Below are 19,969 nucleotides of genomic sequence, written 5' to 3'. Positions count from 1 at the left end.
GCGAGGCAGAGCTGCCTCGCCGTATTATGGATGTATTATTCTCCTAAAGGAGTCACATCGATACTGTCTTCAATACCATCATTGTCAGCATCGTTATCTGCAATTAAACCTGAGTCGGCAATTGCTTGCTCTGATGCGCCTGATAAGAAGAAGTTGGGTTTACCATCGTGGTCCGTATCGATACTCGCAATCGAAGATGTAGGGAAGTCATTTTTAGTTGCTCGAATTGCAGCAAAATTTGCATAAAGCGCTAATTTATCGGCTTCACCAAGTACAGATTGATTAATTAGCTCAGTAACTGCTGCATCGTCTTCAAGTCTTGCAAATAGAGTGACTAGCATAGCAGTGTTATCTATGACTAATTTTTCAGATTGCTTCATTAATGCCTGATTTGCATCATTAGCTAAATCATGAAGTGCAGCTATAACTTCATTATAAATTGACAAATATTGAGAGTTGGACGTTTGGTATTTTTTCAAAGATGTAACAAACGAATCTTGATAATAAACTCCTGTAGTTATTGGGGCATCACTTATTGAGGCTATTGCCGCCTTTTCTACTAAATCTATGTAATCTTCAAATTCTAAAGATGTTTTGAGATTTGAGATAATAAAATATGTTTGTAGTAGTTGTTGCTTAGCTACCTCTACTTCGCCTGCTTTAACTAAGTAACCAGTGATCGCTAAGTATGCTTTAACTTTTTCACTATCATCAGAGAGTAATGCAATATGTTGATTAATTATCTCTAATGCAGCTGTTAGCTCAGAGTTATCATTAATAAAGTCGTATATATTAATTAAATTACGATAAGCCTCCAGTGCCATTTTCGTGGTGAATAGCTCTGAGTTCGGAGATAAATAAGTCGCTAGCATAGTTTTACATCTGCTTGCATAACTTTTAGCATGATCTAAGCCACCTAAAGAGATAGCTTTTTGTACTATCCCTGCACATCCATAAGTGCCTGTAATATATCTTGCATATTTTTGCTCTGTAATGAAAGCTTCAGAAAATAAGATGTCTGCAGCATAGTCTAGAACCTGCAACGCGAGTTCGTTTTCTCCTCTAGCTTCAAGTACAAGTACAGCGCCATCTTGGTTAGATTCCCAGGTTAAAGCTTTGTAAAAGCTGGTTATATTAACTTTGCTATCTTCTGTAAAATAAGTCTTTGCGTATGATACTGCATCGTCAATTTCCTGACCTGCAATGAGGTTTTTAGCAATGTCTTGTCCCATACTGTACTCAAGTGCGTCACTTATATTTGCTTCTTTTGTCATTAATTTCAAAGCAGGGTTTTCGTCGAGAGGTATGTTGTAAAGGCCGTGAATGAGTCCTGTAAGGCTTTCTAAGGGAAATTGATATTGATGTTTGGTTGCTTCATAGTAGGGACTGGCTTGGTACACATAGTTACTATCTAAGCCTGTAATACCATATAGTGATAAAGCTAAATTAACATACTTTTTGGCAAGCTCTGTTTCGTTTAGACGCAATAAAGCTTCAGCTGCCCTTAAGACGTATAGTGCTTTAATTCGATCACTAGGTAAGCCTTTAAAGTCACCACTTTTTTCGATGAAGTAACCTGTTTGCTCAGCTAGTTCACCCATAGCAATAACGCTCTCAATTGCTTGCTGTCTTTTTTCTTCTGTTCTATCAGAGTAGTAGTCTTCTCTTAATGAGTTAGATGTTTTGTAAAAAGAAGCTAAATATTTTGCGTATGCGACTGTGTATTCATCGCTTTTTATTTCGTTTGCAAAAGTAGTGAGGGTATTGAGTAATTCCTTTGCTAAATTTGTTTGACCTGCACGATTATATAGTTTGATGACATTCTGATAAAAATCAGGATCGTCTGAACTGATATTATTTAGCCCTTTTTCTGCAAGGTACTGGTTGTAGGCTATGACAGATTTAGCACGAAACTCGGCTGCTATGTCATACTCCCCAAAGGAGTCATATTGTGAAGATGTGCTTCTGTAAGCTCTGGCTTTTTCATCTAAGCTGGTAATAGCATTAAAGTGTTGATTTGATTTTTCTTCGAAACCAGCAACAACATAGCCAAGACCTAAGCTTGCATTAATTGTATTCAAATACACATCGTCATTGATATTTTCACTAATCGCTTCAGCTTGTTTTAAATGAGACTTATCTGAGCTGTAGTAGTAATTGAGCTTATCTTCGTTCGTAACATACGAAGGTTTTAATTCAATGGTTGCGCTGATAGGCGAGCTAATATTGCCATCGGTAAATTCAATAACAAAACTATCGTTAATTTCTGACAGCGTTTCTGCGGTAAATGTAAATGCCCCTGTTTGTTCATCTAGAGTAAGGGTACCGTTGGTAGGAGGCGTTACTAAAGAAACAGTTACAGTGTCACCGTCGGCATCATTAAAAGTTAATGAACCTTCAGTTGTTGTTGAGGTGGTTACAGTGATTGACTGGCTCGTAAGCGTTGGTGCATCGTTAACGTTGTTAACCGTAAAAGTAAGTACTGCATCAGTACTTAAGCTGCCGTCAGTGGCGGTAACGGTTACTGTGTCTTGGCCTGCAAAATTTTCTTTTGGGGTATAGGTAAATGTACCATCAGCATTTAAAGCAAATAGTCCGTTACTTGCTGCAGAGCCTAGGGTATAGCTAACAGCGTCATCATCTGCTGCCACAACTTGGCCCGTAATAGATGTGTCTTCATCTAATGTGAATGTTAAGTTGCTGGTGAACTCAGGTGCATCGTTACTATCTGAACCACCGCATCCAGTGAGAGCAAATGCAATCACAAGCGGTAAATACTTTATTCTGTTTTTCATGCTGATACCCGTATTTATTATTGAGAAAGTTAAGGAGTGTTGAGATGTTATCATTGTAATGCGAATGATAATAGATCTTAATTGTGTTTAGGTGTGCTTTTTTATGCAATTGTGACTCTTTAGCTTGAAACAGTGATTTAAAAACGATGTTTTACAGCTGGGGATAATTGTTTGGTTGCAAAAAAATATACCTTTTCAGAGCAGTTATTTTTCCCGAGCTGCGTTAGACTACTGTTATTGATGTAATTAACCGAGGTCTCAAATGATTGAGTATCCTGTTGACCAACTTCCCCAGTTAATTGATGACTTGCTTCAGTGTGACACTACAACACGTAAAAATAAGTTACTTGCTGATGCTAAAGAAAAGCTTTCTACTGAGCATTTATCGTTATTGTTTGAAGCATTACCTAAAGAACAACGTTTAGAAATTTGGCAATTACTTGATGAAGATACCCAGCATGAAATCTTCATTAACCTAGGTGGCGATAGCTGTCGTTGGTTATTGCAAAGTCTAGATGAAACCGAAGGCTTTAAGCTACTTGACGAAGTAAGCGTAGAAGAGTTACTTGAACTTGAAGAAATTATTCCTGAGCGCTTTGTTGATTATGCACGCAGACAACTCGATGAAGTTCAAACAAAGCAGTACGACCTTGCACAGCAATATAATCCAGAGCAGTTAGGTCACTGGCTCGATTTTGATGCGCTAAAAGTGTCAGAAAAACTCACCGTGGCAGGCGCGCGTAAAATTTTTCAAAAAGGCTTACCGCAATATACCGAGGTGATTTATTTAGTCAGTCGTAAGGGCACTCTCATTGGTGAAGTGGCAATTAATTCGTTATTTAAAGCCAATGATAACGACAGCCTGCTGGATTACGCGAACCTTGATGTGTCGGCTTTACACGCTGATGACGACTTATATGAAGCGGCCGAAGTGGTTATTCACAGTGAGAAAATGGCGATGCCTGTTGTGAATGCCGACAACAAACTATTAGGCCGATTGTCAGTGTCATCAGCTTATGAATTGCGTCAAGAAGTCACCGACGAAGCCGCTGCAAAAGCCGGTGGTCTTCGTGAAGACGAGGATCTGTTCTCGAGCGTGACCAAATCGGCAAAAAACCGCGGTATTTGGCTTGGTATTAATCTAGCAACGGCGTTTTTGGCCTCTTGGTTTATCGGTTTGTTTGGTGCAACTATCGAGCAAGTGGTTGCACTAGCGGTACTTATGCCGGTTGTCGCTTCTATGGGCGGTATTGCAGGTAGTCAGACGTTAACGGTAATTGTGCGCGGTTTAGCGCTTGGTCAGGTTACCGACTCCAACCGTAGAGCACTGCTGAAAAAAGAGCTAAGAGTAGGGGCGTTAAATGGCTGTGTTTGGGCCTTTGTGATTGGTGTGCTTACTTATTTTTGGTTCAACGATGGCATGTTAAGTTTAACCATCACTATCGCTATTTTACTTAACTTGGTTGCTGCTTCATTATCAGGGGTAGTGATCCCATCGATTTTAGATAAGCTTAAAATCGATCCAGCCCTTTCAGGTTCTGTGATTCTTACCACAGTCACCGACATTGTGGGTTTTGTCACCTTTCTTGGTTTAGGTAGTTTGTTGCTACTCTAAATAATTTTAAAGCAGGTTAACTCGGTGAATAGCCTGCTTTTTTTTAGTCATGCAATTTCAAACTTATTAAGTGTATAAAAATGCTTAAATTCACTGTGTGAAGAATCTAAATTATTAATATTAACTATAAGTTTAACTAAAAAGTGCTGTAATATAGCAGGATATTTTGTTATTTTTCTGTGTGTATTGTCACTTAGAAGTTAGTAGATGAAGAAAAGTTTAACCTTTTTGTTATTTAGTTTCTGCAGCTTTAATGCTTTAGCATCAGAGAACTTTAGTGACCATGAGATATTCTGTAGCCAACAACCTCAGGCTCTATGCTTAGATTATATTAATCAACAGCTAGCGGTAGCAGAGCCTGGTTCGGCACGCTGGTATGAAATTAAGTCGTATCAGTTTGATTACTTTTACGACAAAATGGAATATCTCGCCCTTAAAGATAGCACCGAGCCATTTATAAATGGCAAAGACCTTCCGGTTGTTTTTCAAGTTCAAGTTTATTTTTATTACGCAAAGTCGATGCAATATTTCGGCAATCATGAACAAGGCCGCAAATTCGCGACTTTGGCATTTGAAAACCTACAGGCTATTTTCGATTCATTCGGTAACCCAATGCGCATGGTTGAATTGGCCAATTTGCAATACGTGTTTGGCAACAAAGAAACAGCATTGCACATATTAGATAGGGCTGAACGTCGCTTTGGAAAGAGCAAAGATCCTATTTTTCATTTTGAACTTGCTTCAAATAAAGCCAATGTTTTCCATTCACTGGGTGATGTAGATGGAGCACTCGCAAGTCGTCGGGTTGCTGTAGATTGGATTTTAAAAACAAACCATAAACGTAAAATCTCAGTAGCGTTAGGCAATTTAGCGAGAACGTATCAAATACTTGCTCAGTACGACGAAGCAGATAAATTGTATGTTCAATCACTTAAGTATATTGATGTAGAGTCTGATCGTTTTGTTCTTGCTATTTATAAGCTACGCTTGGCTGAAATCAATTGGCAGGCAGGCAAGCCAGAACAAGCTTTAAAGTGGTTTAAGCAAGTGCATAAAGGTGACATTCGTAAAACACACGCGAAGCTTTATGCACAGCTAGAAAACGTACTTTAAATATTGTAAAAACAGCCCGGTTTTTCGTCTTCACCCGGCGCTAAAATTTGTAGGTGAGTTGACTCGCCTTGTTCCATCAACGGTTTCATTGTCTTATCAAATTGTTTAGCGGCATGTTCAATTAATTTTGCTTGCTGTTCTAACGCTTTAAAATCGGCATCATGAGCAGCCATAAGTTTATTGAGTTCTTTAGCCAGTTTATCTTGCTCTTTTAATAAGCTTTTATTAATTCGTAGGTGGTTCTCGTCTTCAATAACTGCTTCTTCGGTGATCGCTTCTATTTGCTCAGAATAGTCAGTAACTTGTTGTTCTATGTCACTAATTGGTTGTTCTAGCGCTTCTAGTTTTACTTGTTCACGTTCAAGCTCTAGGTACGCTGCAATTTGTTCGTTATTTAGGGTACTTTCGCTTACCTTTTTACAGTCTTTAAAAGTAATAACGCGATAATCGCCCTGAGAAACTGCATTATCTGCGTTTGCTAAACTGATGCATGCAGCACTTGCAGTGATGAGGAGTGCTCTTGTGGTAAAATTTCGTAAATTCATGATGCTGTCTTTCCTAATAGGTAATGTTAATTAGTTAGTCGCAGCAAGTGGGAATAAAGTTTATGGCATAGGCGCTTTTTTAAATATTATTTAAAAAAGCGCCTAATTTTAAAAAGTTAGCTGTGTGCTAGCCGAAACCAGCGCACATTAATTTAGAAGCTATAAGTGATGTTACCGTAAATAAAACGGCCATCTAAGCTGTATGGCGCAAAGCCACTATAAGGGAATATGTGGTTAAAATCGCTATAACCAATATTGCTTACAGTATCTTGAGGGTACTGATCGAATAGGTTATTGGCACCTAATGCAAACTTCCACTGCTCATCAGGGCGATAAGCCACTTCTAAGTCAGCAATCCATTTTGCATCAAGTACTTCATCGTTTTCAGCACTATTTGAGGTATCAATAACTTCACCATAACGAGTTGCTCGTAATGTGGTTTGGAAGTTTTCATAATCCCACGTTGCAGACAGGTTCCATTTATCCGCTGGTGTACCTTTTTCAAAACGAGTTACTTCTCGACGAGAAAAATACTCGTAGCTGTCACCTAACGCCTCTAATTCCGGTGGATTTTCTTTAACGTGTGTTACTTCAGTGTCGTTAAAGTTAACCGCAGCACTTAAGCGTAAATCACCATAGCTTTCTAAACCTAATGAGTAAGTAGCAACAATATCAACACCTTGTGTACGTGAATCAATGGCATTAGTGAAGTAGCGAACGCGTTGTGTATTAACTTCGCCAGCTTCGGCTAAAATCGCTTCAACTTCTGGGCCGCTTAAGTTTTCAGATAATACGATACGGTCATCAATTTCAATGCGATACGCATCAAGCGTTAAGCTAAAACCGCCTTGAGTAAAGATGAAACCTGCCGTCATATTAACTGACTCTTCAGCATCTAAATCACGAGCCCCTAGTGCTTGCGCTGCAGGTTCATCTACAGGGAATAAACCTACTTCACTTGGCACACCATTCTCAAATAAAGTACTTACCGACTTATATGAAGTTTGGGCAAGTGATGGCGCTCTAAAACCTGTGCTAATTGCACCACGTAACGACAGTGACTCATTAATGCTGTAACGCGAAGCTAGTTTAGAGGTAAAGGTGCTACCAAAATCGCTGTAATCTTCAAAACGACCTGCTAAAACAAGGTTCCAATCTGTTGTTAGATAAGTATCAAACTCAGCAAATATTGCAATGTTATGGCGGCTTTTATCAGTTGCACTTTCAGGTGAGAAACCCGGTAATACTTGTGCGCCACCGGCAGCAACAGGGTTACCTTCGTCATCTAATACGGTTAGGTAAGAGGCCGTTTCCCCCGCTTTGATTTGATAGTTTTCGTGGCGGTATTCAGCACCAATCGTCACAAACACATCATCAGGTAAACCTAAATCTAGCGTGCTGCTGGCATCCATATTGACTAGGTATTGCTCATATACGAGTGAGCCATCATCAAACTCTGTTGGGCTGCTAACACCCATAGAGGTATTTAAACTGTTGCTTACGCCAATACCAAAGTCATTGCGACCATAATTGCTGCTTACATCCCACGCCCAGTCATTGGTTTCGCCATTAAGGCCAATTGCAAATGAGTAGTCATCTACATCAGTATCTATTTGCGGTAAGAAGCCGTCAGGATACACTTCAGTTAAGTTACGAGAGTCTTTGGCACGACGATAAAAGCCACCCGAGTTACCTTCACGGTTTGAGTAACTTGCAAAAGAGTAAAGTGATAACGAGTTATCAAACTCATAACCTAGGTTATAAAAAAGCGCGAAATCTTCAATGCTTGCTTTACCAAAACGGTGGTTATAGCGGTCAAAGTCGAATTCACGAGGGTCTAAATTGCCATTTGCGTCACGGCTGTACTGTTCGCGTTGGTCAAAACCAGAGCGATTCGTTGGCTCGTTATTTCGTGACTCAATAGACAGGTTAATAAAGCCATTATCACCCAGCGCAAAACCCGCGTTAGCGCTTGCTGTGCGTGAAATACCATCATTTACTTCACGGTCGCCACCAGTCTCAAAACTTAGGTTGCCTTCGCTATCAGTTGTGGTGTTTAGTAGCTGAGGAGACCCTGCCATTTGTGTATCGTATTCACCATATGTGAAGCTCACGCTGCCGCCTTCATCGGCGTCTTTTAATACAATATTGATCACACCAGCAATCGCGTCAGAGCCGTATTGAGCAGCAGCACCATCACGAAGTACTTCTACGCGTTTAATTGCTGAAGTAGGAATATTATTTAAATCAACAGCTGTTGAACCACGGCCTACTGTACCGTTTAAATTTAATAGTGCACCCGCATGGCGGCGTTTACCATTGATAAGTACTAATGTGTGGTCAGGAGCAAGGCCACGTAAAACAGCCGGTTTTGCATGGTCAGTTCCATCAGCAATGGTGGCACTAGGGTAGTTAAAGCTAGGTAACTGAGAGGCAAGTACTTGGCTCATATCAAGTTGGCCAGTGCTTGTTAGATCGCGACTTGTTAATAAATCGACAGGTACAGTACTTTCAGAAATACTACGAAGGCTTCGGCGAGTACCTGTTACAGAAATAACTTCAACATCTTGAGCAGTGTTTTCTGTTGTTTGCTCAGCAGCGATTGCAGTCACTGATGTAGCTAGCGTACTTGCAATAGCGAGTTGCAAAGGTACTTTTTTAAAAAGTGTCATTGTTGGATCCCTTGTGACGTTGATTTCACGTTGCAGTTTATCAATAAAAAAGGAACAAACAAATAACATAAAAGTATACTATATGATTATCTAAACAAGCTATTTAGCTCATAGTTCTACACTAAAATAACCTTTTATGCGCTTATGCTTATTTTATTTCTGCCCTCTGTTTTTGCTCGGTATAAAGCAGTATCTGCAGCACAAATTAGTGCCTCAGAAGTACGGTATTGATTATTAAACTCGCAAGCAATTCCTTGACTTACACTTATTCTAAAGTCACTCGGTAAGCCAATTTCAGTAAATGACATATTGTTTATTTTTATTTGAATATGCTTTGCAATAACTGCTGCCGTATCTTTTTGACACCTTGGTAATATAACCGCAAATTCTTCACCACCATAACGGGCTGCCAAACAGTCATGAGAGGGGAGTGATTCTGCAATTATACTCGCTACTTTTTGTAAGCACTTATCGCCTTTAACATGACCAAATCGGTCATTAAATAATTTAAAATAATCAATGTCGATTAATATAGTGCTAATAGCTTGGTTGGTTTGTACGCTTTCTTGCCAATGCTCTTTTAATGATTCCTCAAGGGTTAATCTATTTGCAAGGCCGGTTAAATGGTCAGTGGTGGCCTGTTTAACTAAGCGATTATATTGCTCTTTGTGCGATGATAAATCATGTAATACACAAATAAATAAATTATCTGCAACGGCAATGTTTTTTGGCAAGCTTGAAATACATAAATCCGCTTCAAGGGTTTTACTATCGGCGCGGTTTATTTTAACTTCGTTTGGACCAAGGCTTATCGGCGAGTCTTTATGATCTAACCAACTGAGTAGGGTATACATGTATTTATCACGGTCGGTGTCGTGTAGGTAATGTAACAGGTTTTGACCGATTAAGGCTTCTTGGTTGTCACCTAAAAGTTGTGCCGCCATCGGGTTTGCAAATTCAAACGTGCCTTGACCATTAATGATAAACACCCCTTCAGGAATGTTCTGAAACATTTGGGCAATTAGTGCAAGTTGCTCTGAATTGATAGACTGCGCAAGTGCGTTTTTAGCTTCTGATTGAGCAGTGCTTGGTTGTTCATTTTTGTTGTTAGTAGACACGTTCGTTTCCTTTTTGCCGATGCAAACGATTTTGGTGTCTATAAAGTTACTTAAAAAAGTGCAAATTAACCTTCCGGTAATCTTCTGGTTTTAATTGTTTGTTTTTAAATGTAAAAAAGCTCCTTGAAAGGAGCTTTTTACGAGAGGTTTTTAGTTTTAGTCTTCATTTTTTACTTGCGGATCGGCACTTTCATAGCTTGTGCCATTGCACTCTACGATGAAAATCATACACGCAGTACCGCTATTATCATCTGTATCGGCAATCTCAATTGTTTGACCATCATTAGTGACTTTAAAGCTAAAGTCTTGCTCGCAATCACCTTCAAGGTTTGCAAATTTAGCACCTGTAAATTGAAAGCCAGCATCAACAGTTGCGTCATCAAGTGTATAAATACCGAGGCTGTTTCTTTCATTGACAGTACCGCCACCAGAAACTTGCTGACCGTCTTGGAAGTATGTAAATACAGCTTCATTTTTAGTGTTAAGTGTAACATTTACTGTAAAGTTGTAAGTTTGACTTTCGCTCATTGTTATTACCTTCTAGTTGTTTTTTATAAATCAAAGTTAGTAATACCTAACTCTATTAGTTTACTTTTAATTGTGTTGACTTCACTTTCTTTATTCAAACATGTGTAAGCTTGTATAAGGGGGTGAGTTATTCTTATGCTTTTACTGCGGTAGTGGTTTTCATTTATTGAATTAATGATATCTCGGCAAATAGAACTTTTAACTAGTTTATCTTTTGATAATTTCGCTTTTATTAAACCGACTTTTATAAAGTCAATGTTACTTTCTATTTTTTCTTTATTACTTTCTCTTTCCTTATAGTCAGTATTATTCTCAAGTTTTAGTAAGAGATTCTCAGCTTGGGAGAAGTTTTTTATGTTTATTAAGTAATTTATGATATTTAATTGAATTTCAATAATTTGAGATTTTTCAAAGCCATTGCTATCAGTGTAGCTAACTATTTCATCGATATTTGTTTTACTTTCTTTGGATAGCATTAATTGAAATGAAAGAGCCCTGTAATATTTGCGTTTGAAATTTTCATTTTCAGGATCTTGTAAACGTGCTTTGTTTATTGCAAACAATGCTTTTTCTACTTTTCTATAAGCATCTTGTTTATCTGGAAAGTAACTTAAAAGGTAGCTTTGTTGCATATAAATATTAAAAATGTCGCTAAGAAGACTGGCATCATCAGGTCTTATTTTTAGGACAGAATCTAATTGATTAATAGCCTGCTCAAGCATGGTCAATGCTTCGCTTAAATTTCCTAGCCTTTCTTCTGTGCTTGCAATCCAGCTAATGGTGTCTGTTTTATCGCGTAATAAATTTTTGTTATTAGGTTTAAGCTCAAGGGCTTGGTTTTTAAGTTTTAAAGACTCAGTAAAGCTTTGTTTTGCAAGTGTGTAATTAAACTGTTTTAAATACAGTGAGCCAAGTGAATTGTGTGAGTAAGATAGCTCCATAATTGAATTAAAGTCATTAGGGGCAAGCTGATACATCTTTTCACTGTAAGCCAAGTAACGTTTAAACATTGGCTCAGTCGCTAAGTAATTACTTTGCTCATAAGTTAAATTACCAAGCCAGAAGGCATTGGCCCCTGCGAGCATTAGTAAATCAAGGTTGTTGGGTTGAAGTTTTAGTAAAGACTCTAGTCGTGTTCGCGCATTTTCAAAGGCGGTGAAGGCTTCGTCGGTTTTGCCGCGAGAGTAAGCGACTTCACCCATGGCCTCTAAGGTTTGAGCGTATTGAAAACGGTTATTAAACTCGGCTTGTTTATCGCTAAAGTCAAACAACGAGGCTGCTTCTTCGTCTTGATTGGTAAAATACTCAAGGGCTTTGTTGCTAATACCATCCAGTAAATCCATGCGCTTAACGCTTCTGAGTTTATCGGCAAATTCACCGACCATAAAACCCAATAAACTCTCCGCTTCTTGGCGTTTTTGTTTTGCTATTTGCTCGGCGTGATAGCTGCGCACGCTCATAAATGTGGCAATAAAGGTTAAGCACACAAGTGCAGCCGCCGTTATTTGTAACACGCGTTTTTTACGTTTGGCTTTATTGTTAGAAGCTTTAATTAACGCTTGTTCGTCACTCGATAAGCTAAACATAGGGTTTTTAACTAGGGTTTGTGCTTCTTGCAGCGGTTTGCCTTGCGCTAATAAAAAGTCGCTGTGTTTATGTTCAAGCAGCCAGCGCTCGGTGGCTAGTTGCACACGACTTTGAATTGCTAAGCTTTGTTGGTGCTCTTGCACCCAATCTATGGCGCGTTGCCAATGGCGTAGCAGGGCTTCGTGGGCAAGGCTAAAGCAGGCTTGCTCATTTTTAAGGTGCGATACAAACAAGCGGCTATCGACCATAGCCTGAACAAGCTTGGTTGCAGCAGGGCAGGTTAATTCGCTCCAACGCGCAGCGCGGCTGGTGAGTGTTTCGCCATCTGGGTTTAAGGTGATCAGTTTAGAAAGTACTGCGGCAAGTTCAGTTTGTTGGTCTTTGGGTAATTGGCAAAATACCTGTTCAGCTTTTTGGCCTATGGCTCCTTCGATGGTGCCAAGCGCTTGGTATTCAGAAAACAATAATTCCTTGTCTGGGCTGCGCTGCAAGTAAAGTTGCTGCAAGGTGTATTGCAGCATTGGCAATGCATCTGGGTTATTGGCAGTATCGTTACAAAGTTGTTCATCAAGCGGTGTGTGGTGCTCTGGGTGATGTTGCCAACTTAAGCCTGCTGCAAGTGCTGGCAAACGGATCATTTGCTTAAGCTCAGAGCGAGTTGGCGCTAATAAATCAAAGTGTGCGCCATTGGCTTTACCCGACATTAAACTTGGTTGACTCACTACTTGCGGGTAAAAGTCATTACGACAGGCACTAAAAATGATCATGCAGCCACTTGTTGCTAAGCGCTCAATAAGTGCTAAAAGCTGGTTGCGCTCGTCATCGCTAAATAGCGGCGATGACAATAGCACTTCGAGCCTGTCGATAAATAAAAATAAATAGGGCGTATTGCGCTCTGTATTTAGCGCTGCAAGTGCTGCTTTACAGCGGGAAATAACCTGTTCTGGGTCTTTTAATAACAATTCAGCCAACGCATCGGCACTTATATCGCTAAGTACAGGTGCGTCGTTTATTTCTAAATCGAGCAAGGTTGAGGCTAAATCAAGCAGTAAGCGCTCTTTGCTGACATCGGCAAAGTCGAGTTGGCAGTAACTGTGTACTCTTATGCCATCGTAGCCATTATTTGACATTAAAGCGGGCAATACACCTGCGTTAACTAACGACGATTTACCCGAACCACTGGCTCCCAAAATTAAGCAAAATGCGCGACCAAATTCTATTTGAGCCGATACCCGCTGTAGCAAAGTGGCAATTTGTTTGTTACGACCAAAAAATACATCGGCTTGCTCTGGTGCAAATGCACTTAAGCCAACAAAGGGCGAGTCACCTTGCCAACTGGTTTGGCTGGCTTTTTGTTCTTCGTTGAGTGGAAAGTTGATTTCGGCAATAACCCGATAACCACGTTTACGAATGGTTTCGATGTAATGCGGATCGCTTGCTTTATCGTCAAAGGCTTTACGTAATTGGGTGATCACTTTATGTAAGGGATTGTCACCGAGCGCTACATTTGGCCAGCAATGGCTGATAATTTCTTCGCTCGTTAGTAACTCACCTTGTTTTTCGCATAGCAGCAGTAATACATCCATCGCCTTGGGTTCAAGATGCTTTGTTTGTTCACCGCGCCTGATTGAATTAGTGGCCGGGGTAACTTGCCATTCGCCAACGAAAAACAGTGCCGTATTCATAGTGTTATCTTCATTGTTATTGTTAGAAACGCAGTCCGATTGGACCGATTTTTTATAAGACTACGCGATACTTTGATTAATACAATATTATGAGATTAACAGCAAGCGCCTTGCCTTTTCTGACATTAAAAAATCATATTGGTGTCATGTATATAAAACTTTTTGTAAAGTTTGTTTGACTTTTTGTGTTGCTAGGTTAATCTTTAGTCAAGTTTACTTTACTTTTAAGGTGAGAATAATGGATCAGACAGGATTAACCTTTAAACAACGTAATAAGCAGAACACGCTAAACCTCGCGAAATGGACATCAGCATGGGTGATTACTTTAGCAATTGCCTCATTTGGGCCGCATTTTTTATGGCAAGAGCAGGCTGTTTTTAGTGTTGTGGCAATCTTACTTAATGTAGTAGTTGGCATTATGATGATTTTATCGAACAAACGACAACTACAGGGAATGGATGAGCTGCAGCAGCGTATGCACTTTAATACAATGGCGATTACCTTGGGTGCAAGCTTAGTATTTGGTTTAGCTTATTCGGTTGTGCAATCAAGTGGCTTAATAAGCTTTAAAGAAGATATATCGCACCTCGTACTCTTTATGGGCTTAACCTATTTAGTGAGTCTTTTAATGATGAATAAGCAGTTAAACGACGAGGGCGAGGAATGAAAAACCGCTTGAAAGTGCTTCGTGCTGAGCACAACTACACCCAAGCAAAATTAGCCGAATTACTCGATGTATCAAGGCAAACAGTGAATGCTATCGAAAAAGGTAAATTTGATCCAAGTTTGCCATTAGCATTTAAAGCCGCGCGTTTATTTAACCTGAGTATCGAAGAGATATTTCAGGATGAGTAAGTCTGATAGCGTAAGAGGCGTTTTAACGCCGAATGTTAAATCATTCTTGTTAAACGCCTTTTTGCTACGCGATATAAATTCGCAGCTAGATTTTTGTTAACTTTCGACTCGTAGTTTTTTCATCTGCATCGCACTTAACGACCACATTAAAAAACCACCTAAGAATAGTGCCGCAGAAACATAGCCTGTTTGACTAGGGAGTGCTCCTTCAGCAATAGCCATGCCGCCAAGCCAAGGGCCAATAGCATTGGCTGTATTAAACGCACACTGTACTAACGCACCAATCATGGCATGCCCTTGTGGTGATACATCCATTAATAGCGATTGGATCACGGTACCTAAACCAACACTAAAGCCAATAAAGAAAATCACCGCGTATAACAGCCAAATATTATGGCTTGCGCTTACATAACTGGCTGCAAATACTACAGCACCAATTAGCGCTGCGCCTGTGGTTTTCAGCGGTGAGTGGTCGGCGGCTTTACCTAATACATAGTTACCTAAAGTACAGCCAATACCAAACATAATCATCGCAATAGAGATAGTGTAAGCAGGGGTATGGGTGACTTCTAAAATAGTGTCGGCAATGTAAGTGTAAACACAAAATACGCCACCAAAACCAATAATGATGATACCCAGAATAGTCCATACGAGCTTGTTCTTTAATACACTTAACTCATCGAGAATCGATGTTGGCGCGGTATTCTTTACGTTAGGTACGTATTTCACAATCAATACCAAGGCAACTAACGCAAGTACAGCGGTGCCTGCCAAACAATAACGCCAGCTAAAGTTTTGCCCCACTAGGGTGACCATGGGCACACCAACAATAGTGGCAATGGTTAAACCCATAAATACTTTTGACATAAAACTTGCGCGTTTATCGGCAGGGGCGATATCGGCTGCCAATAAAATAGCAGCGGCGAAGTAGGCACCGTGTGGTAAGCCACTTAAAAATCGAAATAAAATAAGTTGTTCAAGCGAGTTTGCAAAAGCACTTAAACCATTGAATAAAAACATCATACTGACAAACATCAACAGTGCATTTCGCTTACGCATGTTGGCGGTTGTGATCATAAATAGTGGGGCACCGACAACTACGCCAATCGCGTAAGCACTGATGGCATAACCACTTTGCGCTGGCGTAGACGAAAATGTTTCGCTGATCAGGGGCAACATTGGCATCATAGAAAATTCTGATAGGCCCAAAATGAATGTGCCTAAAGCCAATACTATCAGAATGGTAAACGTGCTTGCGTTGCCTTGGGAGTTGGCTACGTTAGTCATGTAATTCCTTTAAAATAAATTTAAAAACAAAATAGATTTTTGATAATTGAAAATGCCAGTAACAAATACTTTGTTCTGGAGTAGAGGTGTGTGCCCAGCGCTATTGTAATACAAATTAATGGAGTTGATACAGTACTTTTTGGAACGTTCTATATTTGTTTGCTATAAGAAAATAACCTGAACTTCTTAAGTCTTTGCTGTTCAAAATAAATACAGAGAAAAAGCCAACTATACTTGGTTAACTGAATTGGTTTAAAGGAGAGCGCAATGAAAAAGATATTTGCCTGTATCGACGGTTCATGCATGACCGATGCGGTGACAGAAGCGGCGATTTGGATTTCTAAGCGCTCCAGCCACCCGATTAATTTTTTGCATGCACTAGAGCCACCTTTGCCACAAGGCAGTGATGATTTAACCGCAATTATAGGTTTAGGCTCGCAAACATCATTGTTAGAGCAATTGGCAAAACTTGAACAAGAGCGCAACAAAGTAGCGTCGCAGCATGGTCAATTATTGCTAGATGAAGCAATGAAAAAAGCCGAGCATGCAGGCCTAACCGAGATTGAGCAACAGCAGCTTTCAATGAGTCTTGTTGATGCTTTACTTGAACATGAAGACAATGCCCGTGTGATGATTATAGGCCGCTCTGGTAAAGGGCACTACGATGATTTTAAAGTACTGGGCTCGCACATTGAAACGCTGATCCGTCAGGTGCATACCCCGGTTGCGATTGTGCCGCCGCAATTTCATGAGCCCACAAACTTTATGCTAGCTTATGATGGCAGCGAAAGTACCGACAAAGCGATTACGCAAATTATCAATGGCGGCATTTTATCCGGCTTAGATTGCCATTTGGTGATGGTGGATAAACAAGATGGTCAGTGCCAAGACAAACTTGATACTGCCTCAGCAAGGCTAGCAGAAAATGGCTTTAATGTGAGAGCGCGCATGCTCGATGGCGATGTTTACCAAGCGCTGTGGCGATATAAAAGTGACCACGCCGTTGATTTAATGGTGATGGGCGCATTTGGTCACTCTAAATGGCGGCAGTTCTTTTTAGGCAGCACGACCTTAAAAATGCTTGAAGATAGCCGTATTCCTTTAGTGGTGCTGCGCTAAGTTATTCACCTGTGACAGGGTGCGACAATATGTCACGTGTTCAGACTAATTAATGAGTTTTATAATCGGCGTCATTAATTATTTGCTTTGATTTTAAAACAGTTATGAACACGCTATCTTCTCGCCCTGGTTTTTTATTTTCTAAAATTGCTGCAGCACTTAGCTGTGTTTTAAGTATTTCGGCCTTTGCTGATGATTCTATTGAAGTGATAGAAGTACAAGATCATGCCCAAAATAACCATCAGTTAGTTGGCTCAGCAGACGCGTTACTGAAAGATTTAGGTGTTGATTTTTCAGCGGCCGGAGGGGTGTCTAACTTGCCAGTAATGAACGGCATGATGGGCGATAGAGTTAAAGTTTTAGTCGATGGTGCTGATGTCACAGCAGCGTGTGCTAACCAGATGAACCCGCCACTCTCTTATGTGTCGGCAAACCAAATTGCCACTTACAGTGTCGTTGCTGGTGTTTCACCGGTAAGCAGTGGCGGGGATAATATTGCCGGCGTTATTAGAGTAAATACGATTGCCCCTGAATTTAGTGATTCAGACTCAGTGAACTGGCGCGCAGGCTATGTTACCGCCCAGTACAAAAGCGTTAACGATAGCCAAGCATACGCGCTAGGTGCCAGCCTTGCGAGCAAACAGTTTAGCTTGTCTTACCAAGGCAGCTTTGAAGATGCGAACAGCTATGATGATGGGCATGATGAGCGTGTACTTGATACCTTATATCGAGTGCAAAATCATGCGTTAACGGGCGCTGTTCGTGATGAGAAACAACAGCTTGTAGTTAAACTGACGCATCAAAAAATTCCTTACCAAGGCTTTGCAAATCAATACATGGATATGACCGATAACACCAGTTATGGTTTCGTTGCTCAGTACCAACGTGAGCTTGAAAATGGTGATTTGCAGGTACAAGTGAATGCGCATGATGTAAAACACGAAATGGGTTTTTTCAGTAATGAGAAAACCGGCATGATGCCAATGAATACCGATGCACAAGATTACAGTTATCAAGTTCATTGGCGCACTGATTTATCAAAACAGTCATCATTAATGCTAGGGCAAGAATACTACGGTTATCGAATTGATGATTGGTGGCCAGCGGTTGCAGGGTCAATGATGATGGGCCCAAATGAGTACGTAAACATTAACGATGGCAAACGTGACCGCCTTGCGGCATTTGCTGAGTACCAAAGCCAAGTAAACCAAGCATGGTGGATGTCGGCAGGTGTTCGTGTTGAGCAAGTCACCACAGATACTGGCGAAGTGCAGGCTTATAACGAAGGTGGCATGAGCGGTATGGCTAATATGGGCTCAATGATGGACATGTCAAAAACCGACGCCCAAGCTGCGATGAAGTTTAACCAATTAGACCGTAAACGTGACGACACCTTAGTTGATGTGAGTTTACTTGCTCGTTATCAATTATCGAATAACGAAGAGCTGCAATTAGGTTTAGCTCGTAAGAACCGTGCACCTAATTTATATGAGCGTTACAGTTGGGGTGTAGGTACGATGGCAACCACCATGATTGGTTGGTTTGGCGATGGTAATGGTTATATTGGTAACCCAGATTTAAAAGCCGAAACAGCGCACACATTGAGTTCAAGCTACACCAAACTTGCCAAAGACGATAGCTGGCAAGTAACCGCAAATGTTTGGTACACGCAAGTAAATGATTATATCGATGCTGAAGTGACTAAGAGCTTTAATCGCACTGACATGGCGCATACCAAGCGTAATATTCTTACCTTTACGAATTTAGATGCCACTCTTTACGGTGCAAAACTGGCGGGTTTAATTGAACTTTACAACACAAAGCAAGCAGGTAAGTGGCAATTAAAAGGCTCACTAACCAGTACTCATGGCGAACGTGATGATAGCAATGAAGACTTATATCAAATTATGCCACTGCACACTGAGCTGAGCCTAGAGCACGAATACAAAGGCTGGCAAAACGCACTGAGCTGGCAATGGGTTGATAGTAAAACCCATGTTGATGAGCGCCGTTTAGAAAACCAAACCGACAGCTATCAGTTACTGGCTATATCAAGTCAGAAAACGTGGCAAAATTTAACCTTTAAGTTAGCAATTACCAACTTACTTGATGAATATTACCAACAGCCGCTTGGCGGTGTAAGTATTGCTAATTACAAGCAAGATATGAGCAATGGTTTTGAGCAACTTGCCGGACAAGGCCGCTCGTATAATGCCAGCGTAAGTTATCGGTTTTAGAGAAAGCTATCAGCTTTCAGCTGTCAGTTTGAAGCTGAACGGTGTTGCTTACAGGCCTTTACCAAAGGCCTAGCTCGTAGGAGGTACTTTAGTGCCGAAATATCTTCACAAAGAGAAAAGAATGAGAAGACAATGAGGGAAAACAATAAATTACTTGTTGTATTCTCTAAAGCGCAGCGCCTCTTATCCTCTTTGTGCGTAAAAGATTTTTTCTAACCACAGAGGTCACAGAGAACACAGAGGAAGAGAAGGAGAGACCATTATCTCTTTGTAAATAATTTTTCTCTGTGTAGCGCGAAGCGCCTCGGTGTTCTCGGTGGTTCAAATTGTCCTTTTCACAAAGAGAAAAGAATGAGAAGACAATGAGGGAAAACAATAAATTACTTGTTGTATTCTCTAAAGCGCAGCGCCTCTTATCCTCTTTGCGAAAAAATGTCTTTGCCGTAGGCGTGAAATTTATTTCGCGTTAAAGCAAATTGCACAAAGAGAACAGAATGAGAAGACAATGAGGTAAAACAATAGATTACTTATTGTTTTCTCTAAAGCGCAGCGCCTCTTATCCTCTTTGTGAAAATAAATGTCTGTGATGTAGGCGTGAAATATATTTCGCGTTAAAGCAAATTGCACAAAGAGAACAGAATGAGAAGACAATGAGGTAAAACAATAGATTACTTATTATTTTCTCTGTGTAGCGCGAAGCGCCTCGGTGTACTTATATGGACTCCCCGTTTTTTGTCAACGGAGTATTTATTAAATAAAGATTAGATGCTGGCTTATATACGGACTCTATTTGGGGAGCTACCCCTGGTCACT

At 40.4% G+C, this 19,969-nt stretch carries 13 protein-coding genes; 6 read left to right on the top strand and 7 right to left on the bottom strand.

The window, feature by feature from the left end; translation table 11 throughout:
• Window positions 1-35: 35 nt before the first annotated feature.
• Window positions 36-2,795, bottom strand: coding sequence for a cadherin-like domain-containing protein (locus tag L1267_RS09000; protein ID WP_235382611.1), 2,760 nt, complete (start codon window positions 2,793-2,795; stop codon window positions 36-38).
• A gap of 262 nt (window positions 2,796-3,057) precedes the next feature.
• Here L1267_RS09000 and L1267_RS08995 point away from each other — a divergent pair, with 262 nt between their 5' ends.
• Both L1267_RS08995 and L1267_RS08990 read left to right on the top strand, forming a co-directional pair.
• Window positions 3,058-4,410, top strand: a complete 1,353-nt coding sequence (locus tag L1267_RS08995; protein WP_235382610.1) for a magnesium transporter — start codon at window positions 3,058-3,060, stop codon at window positions 4,408-4,410.
• A gap of 207 nt (window positions 4,411-4,617) precedes the next feature.
• Complete coding sequence (locus L1267_RS08990; protein ID WP_135925723.1) at window positions 4,618-5,523, top strand: tetratricopeptide repeat protein; 906 nt, start codon at window positions 4,618-4,620, stop codon at window positions 5,521-5,523.
• On the opposite strand, the gene L1267_RS08985 is transcribed toward L1267_RS08990, so the two are convergent.
• The 5 genes from L1267_RS08985 to L1267_RS08965 all read right to left on the bottom strand — a co-directional run bounded on the left by L1267_RS08985 (window position 5,520) and on the right by L1267_RS08965 (window position 13,658).
• Entirely contained in the window at window positions 5,520-6,068 is a 549-nt protein-coding gene (locus tag L1267_RS08985; protein ID WP_135925722.1) for a hypothetical protein, read from the bottom strand. The two genes, L1267_RS08990 and L1267_RS08985, sit on opposite strands and share 4 nt — an antisense overlap.
• Before the next feature lie 152 nt (window positions 6,069-6,220).
• On the bottom strand, window positions 6,221-8,740 hold the full coding sequence (locus L1267_RS08980) for a TonB-dependent receptor plug domain-containing protein (protein WP_135925721.1): 2,520 nt from the start codon (window positions 8,738-8,740) through the stop codon (window positions 6,221-6,223).
• Window positions 8,741-8,874: 134 nt separating this feature from the next.
• Entirely contained in the window at window positions 8,875-9,858 is a 984-nt protein-coding gene (locus L1267_RS08975) for a GGDEF domain-containing protein (RefSeq protein WP_235382609.1), read from the bottom strand.
• 156 nt (window positions 9,859-10,014) lie between these two features.
• The gene (locus L1267_RS08970; RefSeq protein ID WP_235382608.1) at window positions 10,015-10,386 is read right to left on the bottom strand and encodes a DP-EP family protein; all 372 of its coding nucleotides are present in this window, start codon (window positions 10,384-10,386) and stop codon (window positions 10,015-10,017) included.
• A gap of 23 nt (window positions 10,387-10,409) precedes the next feature.
• Window positions 10,410-13,658, bottom strand: coding sequence for an nSTAND1 domain-containing NTPase (locus L1267_RS08965; protein WP_235382607.1), 3,249 nt, complete (start codon window positions 13,656-13,658; stop codon window positions 10,410-10,412).
• 238 nt (window positions 13,659-13,896) lie between these two features.
• On the opposite strand from L1267_RS08965, the gene L1267_RS08960 reads away from it, so the two are divergent.
• Both L1267_RS08960 and L1267_RS08955 read left to right on the top strand, forming a co-directional pair.
• Window positions 13,897-14,325 (top strand): hypothetical protein, encoded by a 429-nt coding sequence (locus L1267_RS08960; protein ID WP_235382606.1) that lies wholly within the window; start codon window positions 13,897-13,899, stop codon window positions 14,323-14,325.
• Entirely contained in the window at window positions 14,322-14,513 is a 192-nt protein-coding gene (locus tag L1267_RS08955) for a helix-turn-helix transcriptional regulator (RefSeq protein WP_062570454.1), read from the top strand. Before L1267_RS08960 ends, L1267_RS08955 begins: the two co-directional genes overlap by 4 nt.
• Before the next feature lie 96 nt (window positions 14,514-14,609).
• On the opposite strand, the gene L1267_RS08950 is transcribed toward L1267_RS08955, so the two are convergent.
• Window positions 14,610-15,800 carry an MFS transporter gene (locus L1267_RS08950; RefSeq protein ID WP_199526826.1) on the bottom strand — a complete coding sequence of 397 codons (1,191 nt, stop codon included), beginning with the start codon at window positions 15,798-15,800 and terminating at the stop codon, window positions 14,610-14,612.
• Between the two features lie 267 nt (window positions 15,801-16,067).
• Here L1267_RS08950 and L1267_RS08945 point away from each other — a divergent pair, with 267 nt between their 5' ends.
• Both L1267_RS08945 and L1267_RS08940 read left to right on the top strand, forming a co-directional pair.
• Window positions 16,068-16,919, top strand: a complete 852-nt coding sequence (locus L1267_RS08945; RefSeq protein ID WP_235382605.1) for a universal stress protein — start codon at window positions 16,068-16,070, stop codon at window positions 16,917-16,919.
• A gap of 104 nt (window positions 16,920-17,023) precedes the next feature.
• Window positions 17,024-19,156 carry a TonB-dependent receptor gene (locus L1267_RS08940; RefSeq protein WP_235382604.1) on the top strand — a complete coding sequence of 711 codons (2,133 nt, stop codon included), beginning with the start codon at window positions 17,024-17,026 and terminating at the stop codon, window positions 19,154-19,156.
• Window positions 19,157-19,969 lie beyond the last annotated feature (813 nt).

This window comes from Pseudoalteromonas sp. OFAV1 (assembly GCF_021532595.1).
Classification (GTDB): domain Bacteria; phylum Pseudomonadota; class Gammaproteobacteria; order Enterobacterales; family Alteromonadaceae; genus Pseudoalteromonas; species Pseudoalteromonas lipolytica_C.
This window is presented reverse-complemented; position numbering and strand designations above follow the sequence as displayed.

Bases quoted from the DNA above. Each gene is read 5' to 3' on its own strand.
- L1267_RS08955 (WP_062570454.1), top strand. From the start codon at position 14,322: ATGAAAAACCGCTTGAAAGTGCTTCGTGCTGAGCACAACTACACCCAA.
- L1267_RS08940 (WP_235382604.1), top strand. From the start codon at position 17,024: ATGAACACGCTATCTTCTCGCCCTGGTTTTTTATTTTCTAAAATTGCT.
- L1267_RS08995 (WP_235382610.1), top strand. From the start codon at position 3,058: ATGATTGAGTATCCTGTTGACCAACTTCCCCAGTTAATTGATGACTTG.
- L1267_RS08945 (WP_235382605.1), top strand. From the start codon at position 16,068: ATGAAAAAGATATTTGCCTGTATCGACGGTTCATGCATGACCGATGCG.
- L1267_RS08985 (WP_135925722.1), bottom strand. From the start codon at position 6,068: ATGAATTTACGAAATTTTACCACAAGAGCACTCCTCATCACTGCAAGT.
- L1267_RS09000 (WP_235382611.1), bottom strand. From the start codon at position 2,795: ATGAAAAACAGAATAAAGTATTTACCGCTTGTGATTGCATTTGCTCTC.
- L1267_RS08965 (WP_235382607.1), bottom strand. From the start codon at position 13,658: ATGAATACGGCACTGTTTTTCGTTGGCGAATGGCAAGTTACCCCGGCC.
- L1267_RS08950 (WP_199526826.1), bottom strand. From the start codon at position 15,800: ATGACTAACGTAGCCAACTCCCAAGGCAACGCAAGCACGTTTACCATT.
- L1267_RS08970 (WP_235382608.1), bottom strand. From the start codon at position 10,386: ATGAGCGAAAGTCAAACTTACAACTTTACAGTAAATGTTACACTTAAC.
- L1267_RS08980 (WP_135925721.1), bottom strand. From the start codon at position 8,740: ATGACACTTTTTAAAAAAGTACCTTTGCAACTCGCTATTGCAAGTACG.
- L1267_RS08960 (WP_235382606.1), top strand. From the start codon at position 13,897: ATGGATCAGACAGGATTAACCTTTAAACAACGTAATAAGCAGAACACG.
- L1267_RS08990 (WP_135925723.1), top strand. From the start codon at position 4,618: ATGAAGAAAAGTTTAACCTTTTTGTTATTTAGTTTCTGCAGCTTTAAT.